The sequence below is a fragment of the Lewinella sp. JB7 genome (genome assembly GCF_024297185.1).
GTDB lineage: Bacteria > Bacteroidota > Bacteroidia > Chitinophagales > Saprospiraceae > Neolewinella.
The window spans coordinates 784,407-801,468 of the sequence record NZ_JANCTD010000001.1 but is presented as its reverse complement, the minus strand read 5'-3'; the positions used below and the strand labels follow the sequence as shown (position 1 = coordinate 801,468).

The 17,062-nt window shown below is 63.1% G+C and carries 10 protein-coding genes; 2 read left to right on the top strand and 8 right to left on the bottom strand.

Annotation, left to right across the window (positions count from 1 at the left end; all coding sequences use genetic code 11):
• Positions 1-119: 119 nt before the first annotated feature.
• Entirely contained in the window at positions 120-1,889 is a 1,770-nt protein-coding gene (locus NMA52_RS02940) for an acetate/propionate family kinase (RefSeq protein ID WP_254826143.1), read from the top strand.
• Here the strand turns inward: NMA52_RS02940 and NMA52_RS02935 are convergent.
• From NMA52_RS02935 to NMA52_RS02900, 8 genes are all read right to left on the bottom strand, one after another.
• On the bottom strand, positions 1,873-2,730 hold the full coding sequence (locus tag NMA52_RS02935; RefSeq protein WP_254826142.1) for a histidinol-phosphatase: 858 nt from the start codon (positions 2,728-2,730) through the stop codon (positions 1,873-1,875). The genes NMA52_RS02940 and NMA52_RS02935 overlap by 17 nt on opposite strands.
• A gap of 60 nt (positions 2,731-2,790) precedes the next feature.
• Entirely contained in the window at positions 2,791-4,986 is a 2,196-nt protein-coding gene (locus NMA52_RS02930) for a xanthine dehydrogenase family protein molybdopterin-binding subunit (protein WP_254826141.1), read from the bottom strand.
• A 1-nt stretch (position 4,987) separates the two neighbouring features.
• Positions 4,988-5,449, bottom strand: a complete 462-nt coding sequence (locus tag NMA52_RS02925; RefSeq protein WP_254826140.1) for a (2Fe-2S)-binding protein — start codon at positions 5,447-5,449, stop codon at positions 4,988-4,990.
• 97 nt (positions 5,450-5,546) lie between these two features.
• Entirely contained in the window at positions 5,547-6,776 is a 1,230-nt protein-coding gene (locus NMA52_RS02920) for a M14 family metallopeptidase (protein ID WP_254826139.1), read from the bottom strand.
• Between the two features lie 58 nt (positions 6,777-6,834).
• The gene (locus NMA52_RS02915) at positions 6,835-8,238 is read right to left on the bottom strand and encodes a SusD/RagB family nutrient-binding outer membrane lipoprotein (RefSeq protein WP_254826138.1); all 1,404 of its coding nucleotides are present in this window, start codon (positions 8,236-8,238) and stop codon (positions 6,835-6,837) included.
• A gap of 11 nt (positions 8,239-8,249) precedes the next feature.
• The gene (locus NMA52_RS02910; protein ID WP_254826137.1) at positions 8,250-11,390 is read right to left on the bottom strand and encodes a SusC/RagA family TonB-linked outer membrane protein; all 3,141 of its coding nucleotides are present in this window, start codon (positions 11,388-11,390) and stop codon (positions 8,250-8,252) included.
• Between the two features lie 108 nt (positions 11,391-11,498).
• A complete protein-coding gene (locus tag NMA52_RS02905; RefSeq protein ID WP_254826136.1) occupies positions 11,499-13,823 on the bottom strand; it encodes a transglycosylase domain-containing protein in 2,325 nt (774 codons plus the stop codon).
• 137 nt (positions 13,824-13,960) lie between these two features.
• Positions 13,961-15,583, bottom strand: coding sequence for a T9SS type A sorting domain-containing protein (locus NMA52_RS02900; RefSeq protein WP_254826135.1), 1,623 nt, complete (start codon positions 15,581-15,583; stop codon positions 13,961-13,963).
• A gap of 331 nt (positions 15,584-15,914) precedes the next feature.
• On the opposite strand from NMA52_RS02900, the gene NMA52_RS02895 reads away from it, so the two are divergent.
• Positions 15,915-17,042 carry an efflux RND transporter periplasmic adaptor subunit gene (locus NMA52_RS02895; RefSeq protein ID WP_254826134.1) on the top strand — a complete coding sequence of 376 codons (1,128 nt, stop codon included), beginning with the start codon at positions 15,915-15,917 and terminating at the stop codon, positions 17,040-17,042.
• Positions 17,043-17,062: the final 20 nt, after the last annotated feature.

The following is a 17,062-nucleotide window of genomic DNA, read 5'->3' as shown; positions in this document are numbered from 1 at the left end:
GCCCCGCCGGTGCGATCGCACCGGCGGGGCTTTTTTGTGTCCGGCACGACTCCGATGATCGTTCCCTCACCGAACGTGCCCCCGGCCTCGCCGGTTAGAGGCGCAAACGCCCCTAACCAATGCATATACTTGTCATCAATGCCGGCAGTTCTTCCCTCAAGGCCGCGGTCATCGAAGCGGCTACCGGAGAGCGCGTGGCCGAGCTCAGTACCGACCGGCTTCCCGACCGCGGTGATCACCGCGCTACCTTACACCCCTTCATGCTGGAACTGCGGGAAAAGGTCAGCGGAATCGCGTTGCACGGGATCGGCCACCGGGTCGTGCACGGGGGCGCGGAATTTACCGGAGCCACCCGGCTCACGGACGCGGTAGAAGCCAAGATTGAAGCCCTGAATGACCTGGCTCCCCTACACAATCCCGTCAACCTGGCCGGCATTCGCCTGGCCCGCGAACTGTGGCCGGAGGTGCCCCACTTCGCGGCTTTCGATACGGCCTTCCACCACAGCTTGCCGCGGCGCTCCCAGACCTACGCTCTGCCCCGTGACTTAATGCGGGAGCACGGCATCCGCCGCTACGGGTTTCACGGACTGAGTCATCAGTACGTCGCGGGGCGGGCGGCCACCTTCATGCGGGGCGATTACCGCAGTCTCCGGCTCATCAGTTGTCATCTCGGCAACGGATGCAGCGTGACGGCCATCGAATTCGGCCGCAGTATCGAGACCAGTATGGGCATGACGCCGCTGGAAGGACTGGTCATGGGCACTCGCTCCGGCGATATCGACCCCGGCATCCCCGCCTACCTTCACCGAAAGACCGGGATGGACACGGCGGAGATCGACGCGCTGCTGAACCGGCAGAGCGGCCTCGCCGGACTTTCCGGTGCCGGCAACGATATGCGGCACATCCTGGAACGATCCACGGAGGGCGATCCCGACAGTCAGCTCGCCCTGCAGGTCTTCACCCACCGCCTGCGCAAGTACATCGGTGCCTACGCGGCCGTTATGGGCGGAGTGGATGCCATCATCTTCACGGGCGGTATCGGGGAGAACAGCAGCATCGTCCGCCACCGGGCCGCCCAGCGACTGGATTACCTGGGGGCCGTGATCGACGAAGACCTGAACCACTCCGCCCGCCTTACCGCGACCGAGGACGTTATCGAGTTCAGTCGTAGCCACAGTCGCGTAAAGTTGCTGGCCATTCGCACCGACGAGCAATTGGCCATCGCCCGCGACTGCGCGAAACTGCTGCGGAAGGAAGACGAGGTGAATACCCTGCCGACCATCCCCATTGCCATATCCGCCCGCCACTGTCACCTGACCCGGGAGACCCTCGACAAGCTCTACGGTCCCGGGTACGCGCTCACCGTCAAAAAGCAACTTTCCCAGCCCGGTCAGTTCGCGGCGGAGGAAACCGTGACGGTTGTCGGCCCCCGCAATCGCCTCGAGCGGGTACGCATCCTCGGCCCGCTACGCTCCGTCGATCAGATCGAAATATCGCGGACGGATGAGTTCTTTCTCGGCCTCGACGCGCCGGTGCGGGAATCCGGCAAGGTAGACAACACGCCCGGCTGCCAGTTGATCGGACCCGCGGGATCGGTGGACCTGGAGGACGGTGTGATTTGCGCGTGGCGGCACATTCACATGACCCCCACGGACGCGGAGCGGTTCGGGGTGCGGGATCGTGATACGGTAGACGTGGCCGTAGACGGTCCGGAGCGGGGACTCACGTTCGGCAACGTGCTTATCCGCGTGTCGCCCGACTACAAACTGGAGATGCACATCGATACCAATGAGGGCAACGCCGCCAAGATCGATTCGGGAGATTCCGGGGTGCTGCGGGGAACCCACCATGCGGGGACCCTACGGCGGCGGGCTACGATGGTGACGTAAGCAGGATTTCGGCGGGCTGAAAAGAATCGCCCGCATACTGCCAGACGGCCTCCACGCCCAGCGCACGCAAACCGGTATAGGCTTCCCGGAAGCCGCCCGCTACGTGCTGGGGGCGGTGAGCGTCTGAATTGACCTGCAGCCGGATGCCGCGTTCGACCGCCCGGCGTACGATCCAGTTGCTGGGGTAAGTATCCGCAATCTCCCCGAGGTAGATACCCCGGGTATTGACCTCCATGATCAGACCGGCCCCCGCGATCGCATCCAGCGTTTCTTCTACCGCGGCTACGTACCAGCCGGCGTGTTCGTCCCAGTACCGGCCGTTGACGTTCCTTTTCTTGATGCGGTCGAGGTGAGCTACGACATCCGGCGGGTAGTTTTCGACCATCTCCCGCACCAGGGCGTAGTAGCGCTCCACCATACGGCGGGAATCGTTGGCGAAGATGGTGGCGATCCCCCGCTCGAAAACGGGGTTCGGACGCTGAAAGCTCCACGGCTCCCCCTTGCCGAGGTAGTCTACGTAGTGGACGGCCCCGACAGTGTAGTCCAGTCGCGCGGCCTTGATGTGCGGGCTGTCCACGTTCATCACTCCCGGAATGTAGTCTACTTCCAGGCTCTTGTACAGATCGATCCTGCCGGCGAATACCCGTCGTAGCCGGTCGATTTCCGCCCCGTAGGTCGCGAGTTCGTGCAGTTTCATGGAGCCGATGTCACCGGCCGGGATGGGGGCATGATCGCTGAATCCGTAGGCGGTGAATCCGGCGGCAAGGGCGTGCTCCACGTATTCGGCAGGCTCACCTACGCCGTCGCTGAAACGGGTATGGGCGTGGTGGTTCGTTGTCATACGACAAAGATAACCAACCACCCCCGCCGGCTGCGGCAACTTAGGTTAAGCCCGCGTCAATTACCCCTTTAGCTGTCGTGGACGGGCGTAGGGTTGTTCGTATACCCGCTCCCCGGAAGCCCGGTAGATCGCATTGGCCAGTGCCCCGATGACGGGCGGCAGGGAGGGTTCTCCCAGACCGGTCGGCGCGATCCCGTTCTCCACGAAGTGGGTGTGGATGGCCGTGGGAGCTTCGGAGTGACGGATCAGTCGGTAGGTATCGAAATTTTGCTGGTCGGGCTGGCCGTCGGTGAAGGTCAGGGCACCGTAGAGCGCGTGACCGATCCCGTCGATGATGCCGCCTTCGATCTGGTTCAGGGCACCCTCCGGATTGACCACGATTCCGCAGTCGACGGCGCAGTGTACCTCGGTCACGCGGGGTTCACTGCCCTTCATTTCCAGCTCGAGCACCTGAGCGACGTAGGAATTGTGGCAGTAGTACGCCGCCACTCCGCGCTTGTCGTCACCGGTATTCCAGTTGGCCTTATCGCGCACGAGTTCCAGTACGCCGGCGTAACGCTCCGCGTCGTAGTCGTTGTCCTCTCCGACCGGATCGCTCTTCGCCCGGTCGAACAGTTCCAGTCGGAAGGCGATGGGATCCTTACCCGCGGCCTCGGCCACTTCGTCGAGGAAGGACTGCTCGGCTCCGGCGATGAAGTTCGAGCGCGGGGCCCGCCAGGCGCCGGTGGAGATATTGGTATCGGCGCTCAGGTTTTCGGCCAGGTAGTTATCGACCGTTCCCGCGGGGAAGCGATTGGCGAATACCGGGCTTTCGTTGGCCCCCGTTCCGCGTACGTGGAAGGCGATGAGCTTACCGTCCTCGTCCAGTCCGGCGCGGTAGCGCACCAGGTATTCGGGGCGGTAGGTACCCTGGGTCATATCGTCCTCCCGGGAGTAGACCAGTTTGACCGGCGCGCCGGCCGCCTTACTGATCAGGGCGGCCTCTACCCCGAAGTTGCCGTAGAGCCGACGTCCGAAGCCGCCGCCCATCCGGGTCATCATGATGCTGATCTTGTCTTCCGGCATGTCCAACAGGGCGCTGACCGTTTTGCGCAGGAATTCCGGCGTCTGAATGGGCCCCTCCAGTTCCGCGCCGTCGGCCGTAACGTTGGCGTAGAAGTTCATCGGCTCCATCGTATTGTGGGGCAGGAAGGGGGCGTAGTAGGTGCGTTCTACGACCGTCGCGGCGCGGGCGAAGGCGGCTTCGGGGTTCCCGTCGCGACGGGCTTCCTCGGCCTTACCGTCGTTGAGCAACGCTTCCAGGGCACTGCGGTGTCCTTCGCTCGATTCCGGTTCGCTGTCGCGTTCCCACTCGATCTTCAGGGCCTTGCGGGCATTGAGCACGCGCCAGGTATTGTCGCCCAGGACGGCCACGAGCTTCGGAAAGGCGTTCACGTCGGACCACTGGGGCTCCAGGCCTTCCGGACGGGCGTCAATGGTCACTACGTCCCGGATGCCCGCCATGCCGCGCACGGCGGAATCGTCGACGGACTTAAGTGACATACCGAAGGCGGGCGGGTGCACGATGGCCGCGTACAGCATTCCGTCGCGCTGGACGTCCAGCCCGTAAAGCGGCTGACCGGTGACGATCTTGCGGGCGTCGACGTTCTTCTTGCCGTGGCCGATGATGCGGAAGTCGGCCGGGTCCTTCAGCGTTACTTCTTCGGGCGGGGTGAGGGTGGCCGCCAGGGAGGCGACTTCTCCGTAGCCGAGGCTGCGGTCGCTGCCGTCGTGGTAGATCACGCCGTTCTCGGTCCGCAGTTCACCGGCGTCCACCTCCAGTTGCTGGGCCGCGGCGGCTACGAGCAGGTGACGGGCCATGGCGCCGGTCTTGCGCAGGGGTTCCCAACCGTGGCGGATGGACTGGCTTCCTCCGGCGAGTTGGCGGGTATAGTTCTCGGTATCGAGGCCGGCCTGTTCGACGACCACGTTGCGCCAGTCGACGTCCAGTTCCTCGGCCACGATCATGGGCATGGAGGTCTTGACGTTCTGACCGATCTCCGGGTTGGGCGACATTATGGTCACGACCCCGTTGTCGCCGATCTTCAGGAAGGCGTTCACGGTGACCCATTCGGCGGGCATCACGAGCTCGGGGTTTGCCTTTTTCGCCTTGTCGCTCTCGCACGAGGTGAGCCAGCTGAGGCCCAGCATAAGCCCGCCGCCGGTGGCGGCCGAAACCTTGAGGAAGGACCGACGGGAATTGTTCTGCACTACCATCTTAGCTCATTTTATTGGCGGCCGTTTTAACGGCGGCGTGAATTCGGGTATAGGTTCCGCAGCGACAGATGTTGCCGCTCATGGACGCGCTGATCTCGGCATCGTCGGGGCTCGGGCTGTTGCTGAGCAGGGAGGCGGCGCTCATCATCTGGCCGGCCTGACAGTAGCCGCACTGGGGTACGTCGTGCTCCAACCACGCCAGTTGCACGGGGTGGTCGCCGTTCTCGCTGAGCCCCTCGATGGTGGTGACCGCCGCGCCGTCGACTTGTCCGATCGGCAGGGAACAGGAGCGGATCGCCGCGCCGTCGAGGTGGACCGTACAGGCGCCACAGGCCCCGATGCCGCAGCCGTATTTGGTGCCTACGAGGCCGAGTTCGTCACGCAACACCCACAACAGGGGCATTTCGGGTTCGGCCTCCACGCTGCGCGCGGTACCGTTTACGGTAATGGTATAGGTTGCCATGTGGTATTCATTGATCGTTGGTGCTAAAGATAACGGATTTTACGGCGGGTACGCAGGTGCAACGAAATTAGCCAAAAGCCACGTCGGTAGATCACCCTCAGTCCCGGTCCAGGAGCAGGTCGATCATGGCGTTTGCCGATGCTTTCCCCTTCCGTTCCACGAAGTCCCGGTCGGTGTCGTCGCCGATCTCGTAGGTGATACCTTCGGCGTTGAACTGAGTCTTGAACCAACCGGAGGAGGTGGGCCGACCGACCGGACCGGGGGATTCGTTGACCTCAAACCCGTCACCGATACGCTCCTCGATTCCCCGCAGCCAGGCGTCCTTGAACTCCGGGAGTACCGAGGGCGGGGTGTCTTCGTCGAAGGTGTAATAGACGTCGTGCCAGGTAGAGTGAAAATCCATGCCCAGGATCACCTGCGCTTCGTTCTGGCGGGCTTTCTTCACCACGTAATCCGCTACCTGCCGGGCTTCGGGCTGGTGGTAATAAGCCCAGTCCCGGTTCGAGTCGATGCCGCCCGCCGTGTGTCGCCAGTGTCCCATATCGACGCCGTCCGGATTCAGGATCGGAAAGATCATCAGTTGGTAACGTTCCAGAAATTCCCCGATGCGGGGATGATCGACGATTCCCTCCACGAAGGCCTGCAGGGCCAGGTAGCCCGTCACCTCCGGTGGGTGCTGCCGACTGAAGAGCACGATCATCGGGCGCTTGGCGTAGCGGTTCTCGGCACTCAGGCGCATAACGGGAATCGGCCGACCGTGGGTACTGCGCCCCACTTCCTCCGTACGCACGTAGGGCTGACGAAAGCTCGCCATCCAGTCCATCACGTCGCGGCTACTGACGATCTCCTGACCGGCCAGGTAGCTTTCCCCCTCCTCTACCGCCAGCCGCACCGACAGTCCCGTACTATCGGCGTTGTAGGTCAGCCGGCTGCTGCCCACCGGAATCCACGCCTCCCGATCCCGGCTTAGCTTGGGGAAGTACCGGTGACGGGTCCCGGCCGGATAGGCCAGTCGGACCGTGAGCTCCCGGTCGCGATCGGATACGATGCGCATCGCGTACCACGGACTCGGATTGATGGGCGAATTCTCGGGCAGGATCGTCGCTACGTAGGTGCTGTCGTTCAGCCGTTCCAGATTGTTCAGGCGGGCCCCGTCGAACTGGTTGTCGAAAGTCAGGCGACCTGCGTCGAAGGCGTAGGACCGCTTCACTTGCTCGGTGATGGGATGGTCGGTGGTATCCACCGGACTGGGAAAGTCGTAGGGTTGCGCCCGGCGCCCGCAGGAGACCACCAGCACGAACAGAAGGGCTGAGAGGGAATACTTCATCCGGTGAAGGTAAATCGGCTCCGCTTTTCCTAACCTGTATTGCTCCCGCGCGCCCGCCCTACTGATCCCAGAAGAGGGGGTCCGTCATCGTGACGATGGGGACGTTGACGGCATTGCGGTCGGTTTCGGTATTCGGGTACTGGATGCGCACGGGGAAGGTGTTCAGGGCGGCGTTTTCGGCCAGTTCGAAGTCGGCGTAGGCGTAATCGTAGCGCCGCGCGTCTACCCAGGTTTCGGGACTGAGGAACAGCGCGACGTACTTTTCGCGGAAGATGTCGTCGCGGGATACGTCGTCGTCCGGGTAGGCCTGATCCAGGTACTGGTCGGCGGACTGATCGTCGACCCCGATTTGCGCCATGCTGGTCCGTACGCCGGTCGCGAAAGCCTCATTGGCGCGCTCCTGATCGCCGGCGGCCAGCGCTGCCTCGGCTTCAATAAACTTAAGCTCGGCGAAGGTGATGATGTTGAGCGGACTGGATTCCATGGAAAAGGCGCCCTCGAGGACCAGGTAGGACTCCAGCGTCTTCGTGCCGTCGCCCTGCCGCCCGGCCCCGTTGGGCGTTCCTACGAATTCCCCGTCGTCGTTGCGGTTGGTCAGCAGCGGTAGGCGGGGATCTTCCACCCCGTAGGTCGTGCCGTTCAGCGCGTCGATGAACTGTTCGGAAAGCCAACCGCCCAGCAGGAGGTTAGCGTTGTTTTCGGCGACCTGCGCCCAGGGGTTACGTACCGTGAAGCTGGTCACGGAAGCGTCCTGTTCCGGACCGGTAAAGCCGGCGTCCACGGCGGCCAGCACCGCGGTCGGGTCATAGGCGGACGTTTCGCTGAGGTGGTTCAGATAGCGGGCACGCAGGGAGGCCACGGCGCGGGACCACGCATCGAGATCGCCGTTGTAGACGAAGTCGCTACCCTCCCGCACGGCCGGCGCGTCCCCGGCGGCGGACAGTTCGGCGCCTGCTTCGTCTAGTAAGCGAAAAATGGTGGCGTACAGCTCTTCGGCGCTGTCGTAGGTCGGCCGCAGCGTTTCCCCGGAAAAGGCGTCGGAGTACGGCGCATCGCCCCAGTTATCGACGACCAGGCCGAGATTGACGGCCATCAGCACCTTAGCAATGGCGACGTGGCGCCCGAGCCCGTCTTCCTGACCGAAGCGGATGAGGTCGTCCAGGTCGGTCATGGCGTCGTAGAGTTCGCTCCACGCCGTGCCGTTACTGATTTCGAGGTAGGTGTCCGTAGTATTGCCCTCGTTGGGGCTGGCCAGGTACTGGACGTAGTAGGCGGAGTGGCCGTTACTTACCCGGAACTGATTCTGGGCGGTGTTGTAGGAGGCACTGGCCAGGAGCCCGTCCAGCGGTGGCCGCGTGGCTACGTTGGGGTTGTCGTTGACGTTGAGGTAGTCAGCCCCGCAGGCGGTCATGAGGAGCACGACGCCGGCAGAGATCAGGGAAGAGAGGATGGTCTGTTTCATGGGTCGTCGGGTTAGAAGCCAAGGTTCAGGGTAACAAAGAAGCTGCGCACGCTGGGGTAGGTAAAGCCCCCGAAGCCGTCATCCCCGTTGCCGTTCCCGCGGTTCCCTTCGGGATCGAAGCCGCTGTAGGGGGTTTCGAGCCAGAGGTTATTACCGGTGAGGGTGAGGCCGGCGGTGCGAATGAAGACCGTCTCCAGCAGTTGGGCCGGCAGTTGGTAGCTGAGGCTTACGTTACGCAGGCGGAACCAGTCGGCGTCCTCGACGAAATTCTCGGTTGAGCCCCGGTAGCGGTTGCGGTAATAGCCGGCCCCGTAGTTTTCGCCGTCGGGGCCGGTACCCTGTCCGAGGAAGACCGGCTTCGTATTCGGGCTCCCGTCGGCGGTGACGCCCTCGAAGACGATGGTTTCGTTGCGGTTCAGGGTGTAGGGTGCCGTTCCGAAGGCGGCGAAAAAGTTGCCCTGTTGGTTGTACTTCTGCACGCCCTGGCGGGTATCGAATTGGAACGACAGTCCGATGCCCCGGTAGTTCAGGGTATTGGTCAGTGCCCCGAACCACTTGGGTTGGGTGTTGCCGAGGATCTTCTGGGTGGTTTCGATAACCGGGAACCCATCGTCGCCGATGAGCAACGGCTGGTTGTAATCGATAAACAGCTCGTCGTCGCCATCGCCGTTAGGATCGTAGCGGGCGTAGCTCCGGCCGTAGATGTTGCCGTAGGGTTCCCCCCGGATCAGGCGGATGCTGGCCGAAGACCCCGCGTACCCGAAGGAGCTGCCGATGAGGATGTCCTCCACGCCCTCGAAGATGGTCAGCACCTCATTGCGGTTGCTGGTGTAGTTGAGGTTGACGTTCCAGGAAAAGTCCGCCGTCGCCACCGGGGTACCGCGCAGGGCCAGTTCCACGCCCGAGTTGCGCATGGAGCCGGCGTTGAGGATGAAGGTCGAAAAGCCCGTCGCGTTGGACACCGGCACCGGGATGATCTGGTCGATGCTCTTCGCGTTGTAGTAGGTGAAATCGATGCCCAGCCGGTTGCTGAGGAAGCGCAGGTCGGCACCGAACTCCAGCGTATTGGTGCGTTCGGGCTTCAGGTCGGGGGCTCCCTGCTGGTCGTCGCGGGTCCAGCCCGTAACGTTATTGATGGGAAAGCCCGCGGCGTTGCGGTACACGATATTCGTCCGGTAGGGATCGGTATCCTTGCCGATGCCGGCGTAGGAGGCGCGGAGTTTGGCGAAGCTGATCGCTTCCGGCAGCTCCAGCAATTCCCCGAGGAGTACGCCCAGGCTGACGGAGGGATAGAAGAAGGAGCGATTGGCCCGGGGCAGGGTGCTCGACCAGTCGTTGCGGCCGGTGACGGTAAAGTAGACGGCGTTGCGGAAGTCCAGGGACATTTCCCCGTACAGCCCCAGCAGGCGGCGGTCGACGAGGGCGGCGCTGGTACGAATGTCGGCGGCGTTGTTGAGGCTGAACAGATTGTAGATGTCCAGATCGTTGCCGGTCGTGGTGACCCGGTCGTAGCTGGAGTCGAAGGCATCGAAGCCCCCGAGGAAGCGGAGGCGGATGTCCGGCGTCAGTTCCGCGTTGTAGGTAGCGTTGATGTTGGAGGTAACGTCGCGGCGGCGGATGCTGGTTTCCACCACGAAACCGTTCCCGTTCGAGAGGTTATCCTCGAAGTTGGGGGCCCCGGCGTACACCGAACCCTGGCCGAAGTTGTCGCGGAAGTCGCTGTACTGATCCAGCCCGAGGGTGTAATTGATGCGCAGCTGGGGCAGGGGCGAGTAGCTGAAGTTGAGGTTACCGATGTAGCGGTCGACGTCGTCGATGAATTTGTTGGTCGCTTCGCCGTAGACGGGGTTGTTCCCTACGGTCCCCTCGTTGCGGTAGCCGATCATGGAGCCGTCTTCGCGGATGTAATTGTTGACGTCGGCCTGGGGAGCCCAGTATACGAGTCGTTCGTTGAAGCGGTCGGCGTTCACCCGGTTGCCGCCGCTGCGGATGTAATTGATGCCTCCCCCGAAGCTGAATTTATCGGTGGCCGCGTAGTTGGCGTTGATCCGAAAGCTGGTATTATCGTAGGTGCTGAACGGCAGTACCCCTTCGTGGGTCAGGCGCGAAAGGGATGTGCGAAAGGTGGCTTTCTCGTTGCCGCCCGAAACGCTCACGGTATTCCGCCACTGGTTGCCCTGGGTGTAGGCATTTTCGAAGTTGTTGAAGAGGTCGTTGGGGCGGGGCAAACCGTTTTCGGCGGCATACTGGCGGGCTTCCTCCACCGTAGGTCCCCAGCTGGGCCAGAAGCTGTTGGGGTCATAGTTGCCGGCAAAACCCTGGGTGTACGTCTTCTGGGTTTCGGGAAACTTATTCACTTCTTCCGTACCGTAGGTGGACGTGACATCTACGGAAACGCGCCCGGCCTTACCGGACTTCGTCGTAATGATGATGGCACCGTTGGCGGCCCGTAGTCCGTATAGAGCGGTGGCCGGTCCGCCCTTCAGCACCGTCATGGTCTCGATGTCCTGGGGGTTGATGTCGGCGATGCGGTTGGAAACATTGCGGCTGCCGCCACCGCCGACCGTCAGGGTTTCGTTGGATACCGGAATGCCGTCGATAACGAAGAGGGGTTCGTTGTTCGCATCCGGGTCGAGGGAGTTGACCCCCCGAATGATGATACGGGAAGCCTGACCGGGCCCGCCCCCCGCGCTCGATACCTGCACGCCGGCTACCTGCCCCTGCAGGGCGTTGACGAGGTTGTTCTGTCGTGTCTGTACGATCTCTTCGCTGTTCAGTTCCTCCACGGCGTACCCCAGGGCCTTACGTTCCCGACTGATGCCCAGGGCCGTGACCACCACCTCGTCGAGTTGGGCGCCGGCCTGCAACTCGACGTTGATGACGGAACTCGTGCCTACCGTACGGGTAACGCTGCCGTAGCCGGTGTAGCTAAACACCAGGACGTCGTCTTCGGAGGCGGTGATCGAGTAATCTCCCTCCGCGTCCGTAACGGTCCCGCTGCCCGTTCCCTGGATCAAAATACTCACCCCGATGAGGGGCTCCCCCTGGTCGCCGGTGACCGTGCCGGTGATGGTGGACTGGCCGAGCAGACCGGCACTCAGCAGCAGAAAAAATAACGGGCTCGTCAGCCCATTGCGGATAAAGGGTTTCATAGGTAGGTGATGTTGGGTGATCGCTAAGGAGGGCGCAATTGCCCTTTGGCACCCAAAATAAGCGGCCGGGGCGGCTTATTCTAACGATCACCCGCAAAATGTCCTCCCCTAGCGCCCTTCCGGCTCCGTAGCGACGTCGCTCACGGGCAGGATCTGCACCGGCGTCTCGTCGGCGGGGACCTCCTCCACGACCTGAACGGGGGGCACGAACTCGGCGCAGCGGAAGCTCCGCCGCACGTCGTCCGGCACCTCCGGAAACTCCTCTCCCAGTTGCGCGACCAGGGCCGTATCGCTTTCCATATTCTGCAGGAAGTACGCCCAGATGGGGAGGGCCGAACGGGCACCGTTGCCCATTTCTCCCGAGCGGTAGCGCACTCCGGTGTTCTCTCCTCCGACCCAGGCGCCGCCCGTGAGCGCGGGCGTAGATCCTACGAACCAGCCGTCGGCCATATTCTGGGTCGTGCCGGTCTTACCGATGCTCGGGCGCAGCACGCCGTACTCCCAACGCAGGCGGCTCGCCGTGCCCCGCTCCACGACGTTGCGCAGTAATTGCACCATGGTGGCCGCCTGGACTTCGTCCATTACCCGGCGCGCCGTGACCTCGTGTTCGTAGATCACCTCGCCGTCGCCGTTCTCGATGCGGGTGATGAAGTAGGGTTCCGCGTGCTCTCCCCCGTTGGGAAAAGTAGCGTAGGCCCCCACCATTTCGTACAGGCTGCTTTCTACCGTACCCAGCGCGATGCTGGGAATGGGGCGGATCTCCCCCCGGATACCCATCGCGCGGGCGATATTCACGACCGGCTCCGGAGTGGTTTCCATGATCATCTTCACGGCGGCCACGTTGCTGGAGTGCGTCAGGGCACCGTGCATACTGTACGTGCCTCCGTGTACCCAGTCGGAGTTGTGGGGCGTCCAGGGGCCGTCTTCATCCGGGTAGGTACGCAGGGCGTTGCTAAGGCGGTGGCAGGGGTCGTAGCCCTCGCGGAGGGCGGCGGCGTAGACGAAAGCCTTGAAGGTGGAGCCCGTCTGCCGGCGACTCGTCACGTGATCGTAGTGGCTGAACTTGAAGTCCGCGCCCCCCACCCAGGCACGCACGGCCGCGTCGGCGTGGTCGAGGACCAGGAATCCGGCGCGCAGAAAGGACAGGGAGTGCTTCACGCTATCGAGCGGACTGTACTCCCCCACCAGCGGCTCCCCGTTAGGGACCGGAAGCTCCATGGAGATCTTGGTGCGGAACGATTCTTCCAGGGCCAGGCTGTCCAGGCCGGCCGCCCGGCCGCTGCGCCAGCGGTCGCTGTTGCGGACGGCGCCGCGCAGGGAGGCGTCCGTTTCCCAGGGGTCCCGGCCCCGCAGGTGACGTTCGAAGTCCCGCTGCAGGATTTTCATCTGTCGCTCCACGGCCCGTTCGGCGTGGGCCTGGTAGCGCAGGTCGAGGGTGGTGTAGATCCGCAGGTTATCGGTATAAAGGTTGTAGGGTCGGCCCTCCCGGTGTTGCTGTCCCTCCAGCAGGCGGGCCGTCTGCTTCTTCATTTCCTGGGCGAAGTGGGGGGCCTGAATCGCCCGTGCCGGCTCGCGGTAGTACACCATGCACAGGTCGTCGGCGCGGGCCTCGGCCACTTCCTCGGCCGTGAGGTAGCCGGCCCGGCCCATGAGGCCCAGGACCAGGTCGGTGCGGCGGGCGTTCCGTTCGGGAGCCCGCCGGGGATCGTAACTCGAAGTACCCTTCAGGGAGGCCACGAGGCTGGCGGCCTGCCGCACGGTGAGTTCTTCCGGCTCTCGCTGAAAATAGCGGCGGGAGGCGGCGGCGATGCCGAAGGTATTCCCCGGAAAGCTGACGGTATTCAGATACCGTTCCATCACTTCTTCTTTCGGCATCACGGCCTCGAGGCGGCGGGCCAGGATACCCTCCCGCAGCTTATGCAGCAGAAGATCTATCCGCGAGTCGTATCCCAGATCGGGACGACCGTAGGCGTTCTTGATCAGCTGCTGACTCAGCGTGGAGCCCCCACCCTGGTCGCCCTCGCCCTGGAGGATGGTTTTATACAGTACCCGCCCGTATGCTTCCCAGTCGATGCCGGAGTGGGTGTAGAAGCGGCTGTCTTCCGTCGCGATCAGCGCCTGCACCAGGTGTTCGGGCAGGTCATCGTAGTCCGTCTCCTCCCGGTCCTGTTTGTAGTAGCGCCCGAGGGATACCCCGTTGACGTCAAAGGCCTCGCTGCCGATATCGTTGCGGTAGTCGAGCAGTTCCTGCTTCGAGGGCATGTGCCCGAAGGCCCCGTAGTTGACCGCCAGCAACAGGGCGACCACGGCCACGACGCCGGTAAGGGACAAGGTCAGCAGTGCGGCAAGGGCGTAAAAAGTCTTAGGCCGTTCGCTGCGCCAAGTACGAATACGCGTTCGGGCGCCGGCCAGGCGTTGGGCAATAGGATTCATCGGCTCGGGGGAGGTGCGTTGCAATAGTGGTCAAACATGAAAACAAGCAAACCGGACGATGGTTTGGCGCCGCACGCATGTATCCGCGCTAGTTTCAGACGCGGATGCCGACCGGGGTCACACGTCTTACCTAAAAATTAACGCACGATCACCCGTCGGTAGTTGGCCGTCTGCCCGTCATCTACCCGCAACACGTATAATCCCGGAACGTAGTCCGCAAGGTCGAAGCCAAGCCGGTTCCTGCCGGCCCGTGCGGCAAAGTTCCGTTGCTCCAGCAGGCGCCCCGCCCCGTCGATGACGGTCACCGACAGTTCCCGCGCCCGGGGAGTAAGGTAATCGAGCGTCACGCGGCGATCGCTCGTCGGATTGGGATAGGCAAGTCCGAGCCGGGTATCGTCCACCGCGAACTCCACCCCGATCACCGGACCGTAGGTGACGCTGCCGTCGAAGTCGACCTGCCGCAAGCGGTAGTGGTTGGTGCCGGCCGTCGGCGTGGCGTCCCGGAAGGAATAGCTCGTCTCCCGGTCCGTAGTCCCCTTACCCGGCAGTCGCCCGATCGCGGCGAAGGTGGATCCGTCCCGACTGGCCTCCACGTCGAAGGCGGCATTGTTCACCTCCGTGGCGGTCAGCCATTCCAGTTCCACGCCCCGCTCCCCCGCAGCCCCCGTAAACGAGATGAGCGTCACCGGGGCGGCCGTGGCGGCGGGCCACCCCATGTTCTGCATGACCACCGCCGCATTGCCTACGTCGTGGACGGCGTTGCCGTACGAAAGGGAGTAATACATGACCTCGGTATTATCGTTGAAGTGGCTGAAGGAGCTGCCCGGCTGGAAAGTAGCGGGCGTATACAGTTGAAATGTATTCGTCCCGACGGCGAATTCATCCAGATTACTTTCGTCGTAGAACACCCCGCCGCTGCCCCCGGTAAAGGCCGTAGCGTAGTCGGGGCCGGGGTGGGGGGTGATGGACAGCAGGGCCGTCTGATCCGAACCGCGGTCGGCGAAGATGTCGTAGATCGTCGGATAGTACGCGGCCCCCGTGCCCGTCGGGTCGAAGAAATACCCTAAACAGCCACTTCCGTTCACCCCGTCACATTCGGTCTGAGCGCCCGTTCCGGTGGTGTCCACGCCGTCGTCGATGCGGGCACTGCCGGAAAAACCCAGACCGTGACCGAGTTCGTGGACGGTGAGGGTTACGAAGTCGATCTTGTCGTTCGGCGGGGCGGCGTCGGTACCGAAGTAGAAGTTGGGCGCGAAATTCGCGTTGATGTACACGCTGATGTCGGCGCCCGACAGCGAGGTATTCAGCAGGTTTTCCGCCAGCGCCTGGGGGTATACGACGTAGTCGTAACTCCCGACCGGCCCGATCGCCCGCAGGCTTGCGGAAGCCGATCCGAGGGTGCCGCCGCTGAGGTCCGGAGAATAGCAGGCATCTACATTGATGGTTTGATCGTTCTGGAGCACGTCGGACCAGATGGAGGTCCCGTACTCAAAGGCCGTTTTGGCGGCTTCCGGCCAGGTAGTACAGTTGCGTCCGTTGAGTTGACCGCCGTCGGCTACGTAATTGATGGAATAGGTCAGGGCCTTCGGACGAACGGCGTCCCGGAAGGCGTACGGACGACTGATCGTATGCTCGCTGACGGCCGGCGGCAGGTAACAGCCCCCGTGCTCGGTCAGGGGTTGCGATATTATTTTCTGAGCGGAAAGCGCGCCGGGCACCCCGAGGAGTCCCCAGAGGAAAAATAGGTAAAAGCGTTGCATGTTCTGTAGGTAGTCGAAAGCTAATTCATGAGAATCAAGTCACCGAATGTCAGCGACTTACGGGCAAGGTACGCCAGCCGGTAGAAGGTAGCAAGCGTTTGACTGGCCGGCTCCCGCGTTTCCGCCGAATTGACAGCTCAGTGTCACAACGTGCGGTGGCGCGTGCGCGGGAGCAACCGGCGTTCGGAAAAAGCCAACTTTCATTTCCGTCGGGGCGTTAGCGCAACTCAATCCCCGAGGGGCCGATAGCGCCCACCCGAAGAACCGTATTTCTACCGCCCAGCAATGAAGTCCGACCCCTGCCACCGGCCGGACCGAGAACGATTTCCGTATGAAATTTTCGAATCTCCTCCTCCCCCTCCTGTTCGTGGGGTCGGTACTCGCATCCTGTACCGACGACGACGCCGCACCTACCGCCGCCGCCCCGGCCGGTCCCCAGACCTTCGCGGTACTGACCGTCCCCACCCAGTCGGTCACCATCGACCGGGAATACCCCGCCCGCCTCACCGGCGTGGTCAACAGCGAGGTACGCGCCAAGATTTCCGGCTACGTCACCGACGTGCTGGTCGATGAGGGGCAGGCCGTACGCCGCGGTCAGCTCCTCTTCCGCCTGGAAACCCAGGCCCTGAACCAGGATGCCGCCGCCGCCCGCGCCAACGTGCACGCCGCTCAGGTGGAAGTCGACAAGCTGGAGCCGCTGGTGGAAAAGAACATCATCAGCAACGTCCAATTGGAAACCGCGCGCGCCCGGCTTCAGCAGGCCCGGAGCGGCCTGGACGGTATCGCGGCCAACATCAATTACGGGCGGATCGTGAGTCCCATCGACGGATACCTCGGCCGCATCCGGCTACGGAAAGGATCCCTGGTCAGTCCGGCCAGCACGGAACCCCTGACGACGGTGTCCGACATCAGTCGGGTGTACGCCTACTTTTCCCTGACCGAGAGTGAGTATCTGGACTTCTTTCAACTTACCGCGGGAGAAACGATGGACGAAAAGATCGCAAATCTGCCCCCGGTGAGCCTACTGCTGAGCAACGGCAGCACCTACACGGGAGAGGGAAAGATCGAGGCGGTCATTAATCGCGTCAACGACCAGACGGGTACCGTGCAGTTCCGGGCCGTCTTTCGCAACCCCGCCGGTCTGCTGAGCGACGGAAGCAGCGCCACCATTTTGCTGCCCCGCACCTACCCGGGGGCCGTCGTGGTCCCCAAGACCACCACCTACGAGCAGCAGGGAAGGACCTACGTGTACCGCGTCAACGAGGACAGCACCGCCGTGTCCGTCCCCATCACGGTGGCGGCTGAGGTAGACAACCTCTTCGTCGTGTCGGCCGGCGTGCAGGCGGGTGACCGCATCGTGGCCAGCGGCGTAGCTAAGCTCCGGGGGGGAACCAAGGTGAAGCCCGCCCAGATCGCTTTCGACAGTATTGCCCAACCCCTCCCCACCGTATTCCGGTAACCGCCCCAGCTCCCTCTCCG

What these genes read in the sequence shown, in the direction of transcription:
- NMA52_RS02920 (WP_254826139.1), bottom strand. Translation starts at nt 6,776, where the DNA reads ATGAAGTATTCCCTCTCAGCCCTTCTGTTCGTGCTGGTGGTCTCCTGC.
- NMA52_RS02935 (WP_254826142.1), bottom strand. Translation starts at nt 2,730, where the DNA reads ATGACAACGAACCACCACGCCCATACCCGTTTCAGCGACGGCGTAGGT.
- NMA52_RS02895 (WP_254826134.1), top strand. Translation starts at nt 15,915, where the DNA reads ATGAAATTTTCGAATCTCCTCCTCCCCCTCCTGTTCGTGGGGTCGGTA.
- NMA52_RS02925 (WP_254826140.1), bottom strand. Translation starts at nt 5,449, where the DNA reads ATGGCAACCTATACCATTACCGTAAACGGTACCGCGCGCAGCGTGGAG.
- NMA52_RS02900 (WP_254826135.1), bottom strand. Translation starts at nt 15,583, where the DNA reads ATGCAACGCTTTTACCTATTTTTCCTCTGGGGACTCCTCGGGGTGCCC.
- NMA52_RS02915 (WP_254826138.1), bottom strand. Translation starts at nt 8,238, where the DNA reads ATGAAACAGACCATCCTCTCTTCCCTGATCTCTGCCGGCGTCGTGCTC.
- NMA52_RS02940 (WP_254826143.1), top strand. Translation starts at nt 120, where the DNA reads ATGCATATACTTGTCATCAATGCCGGCAGTTCTTCCCTCAAGGCCGCG.
- NMA52_RS02930 (WP_254826141.1), bottom strand. Translation starts at nt 4,986, where the DNA reads ATGGTAGTGCAGAACAATTCCCGTCGGTCCTTCCTCAAGGTTTCGGCC.
- NMA52_RS02905 (WP_254826136.1), bottom strand. Translation starts at nt 13,823, where the DNA reads ATGAATCCTATTGCCCAACGCCTGGCCGGCGCCCGAACGCGTATTCGT.
- NMA52_RS02910 (WP_254826137.1), bottom strand. Translation starts at nt 11,390, where the DNA reads ATGAAACCCTTTATCCGCAATGGGCTGACGAGCCCGTTATTTTTTCTG.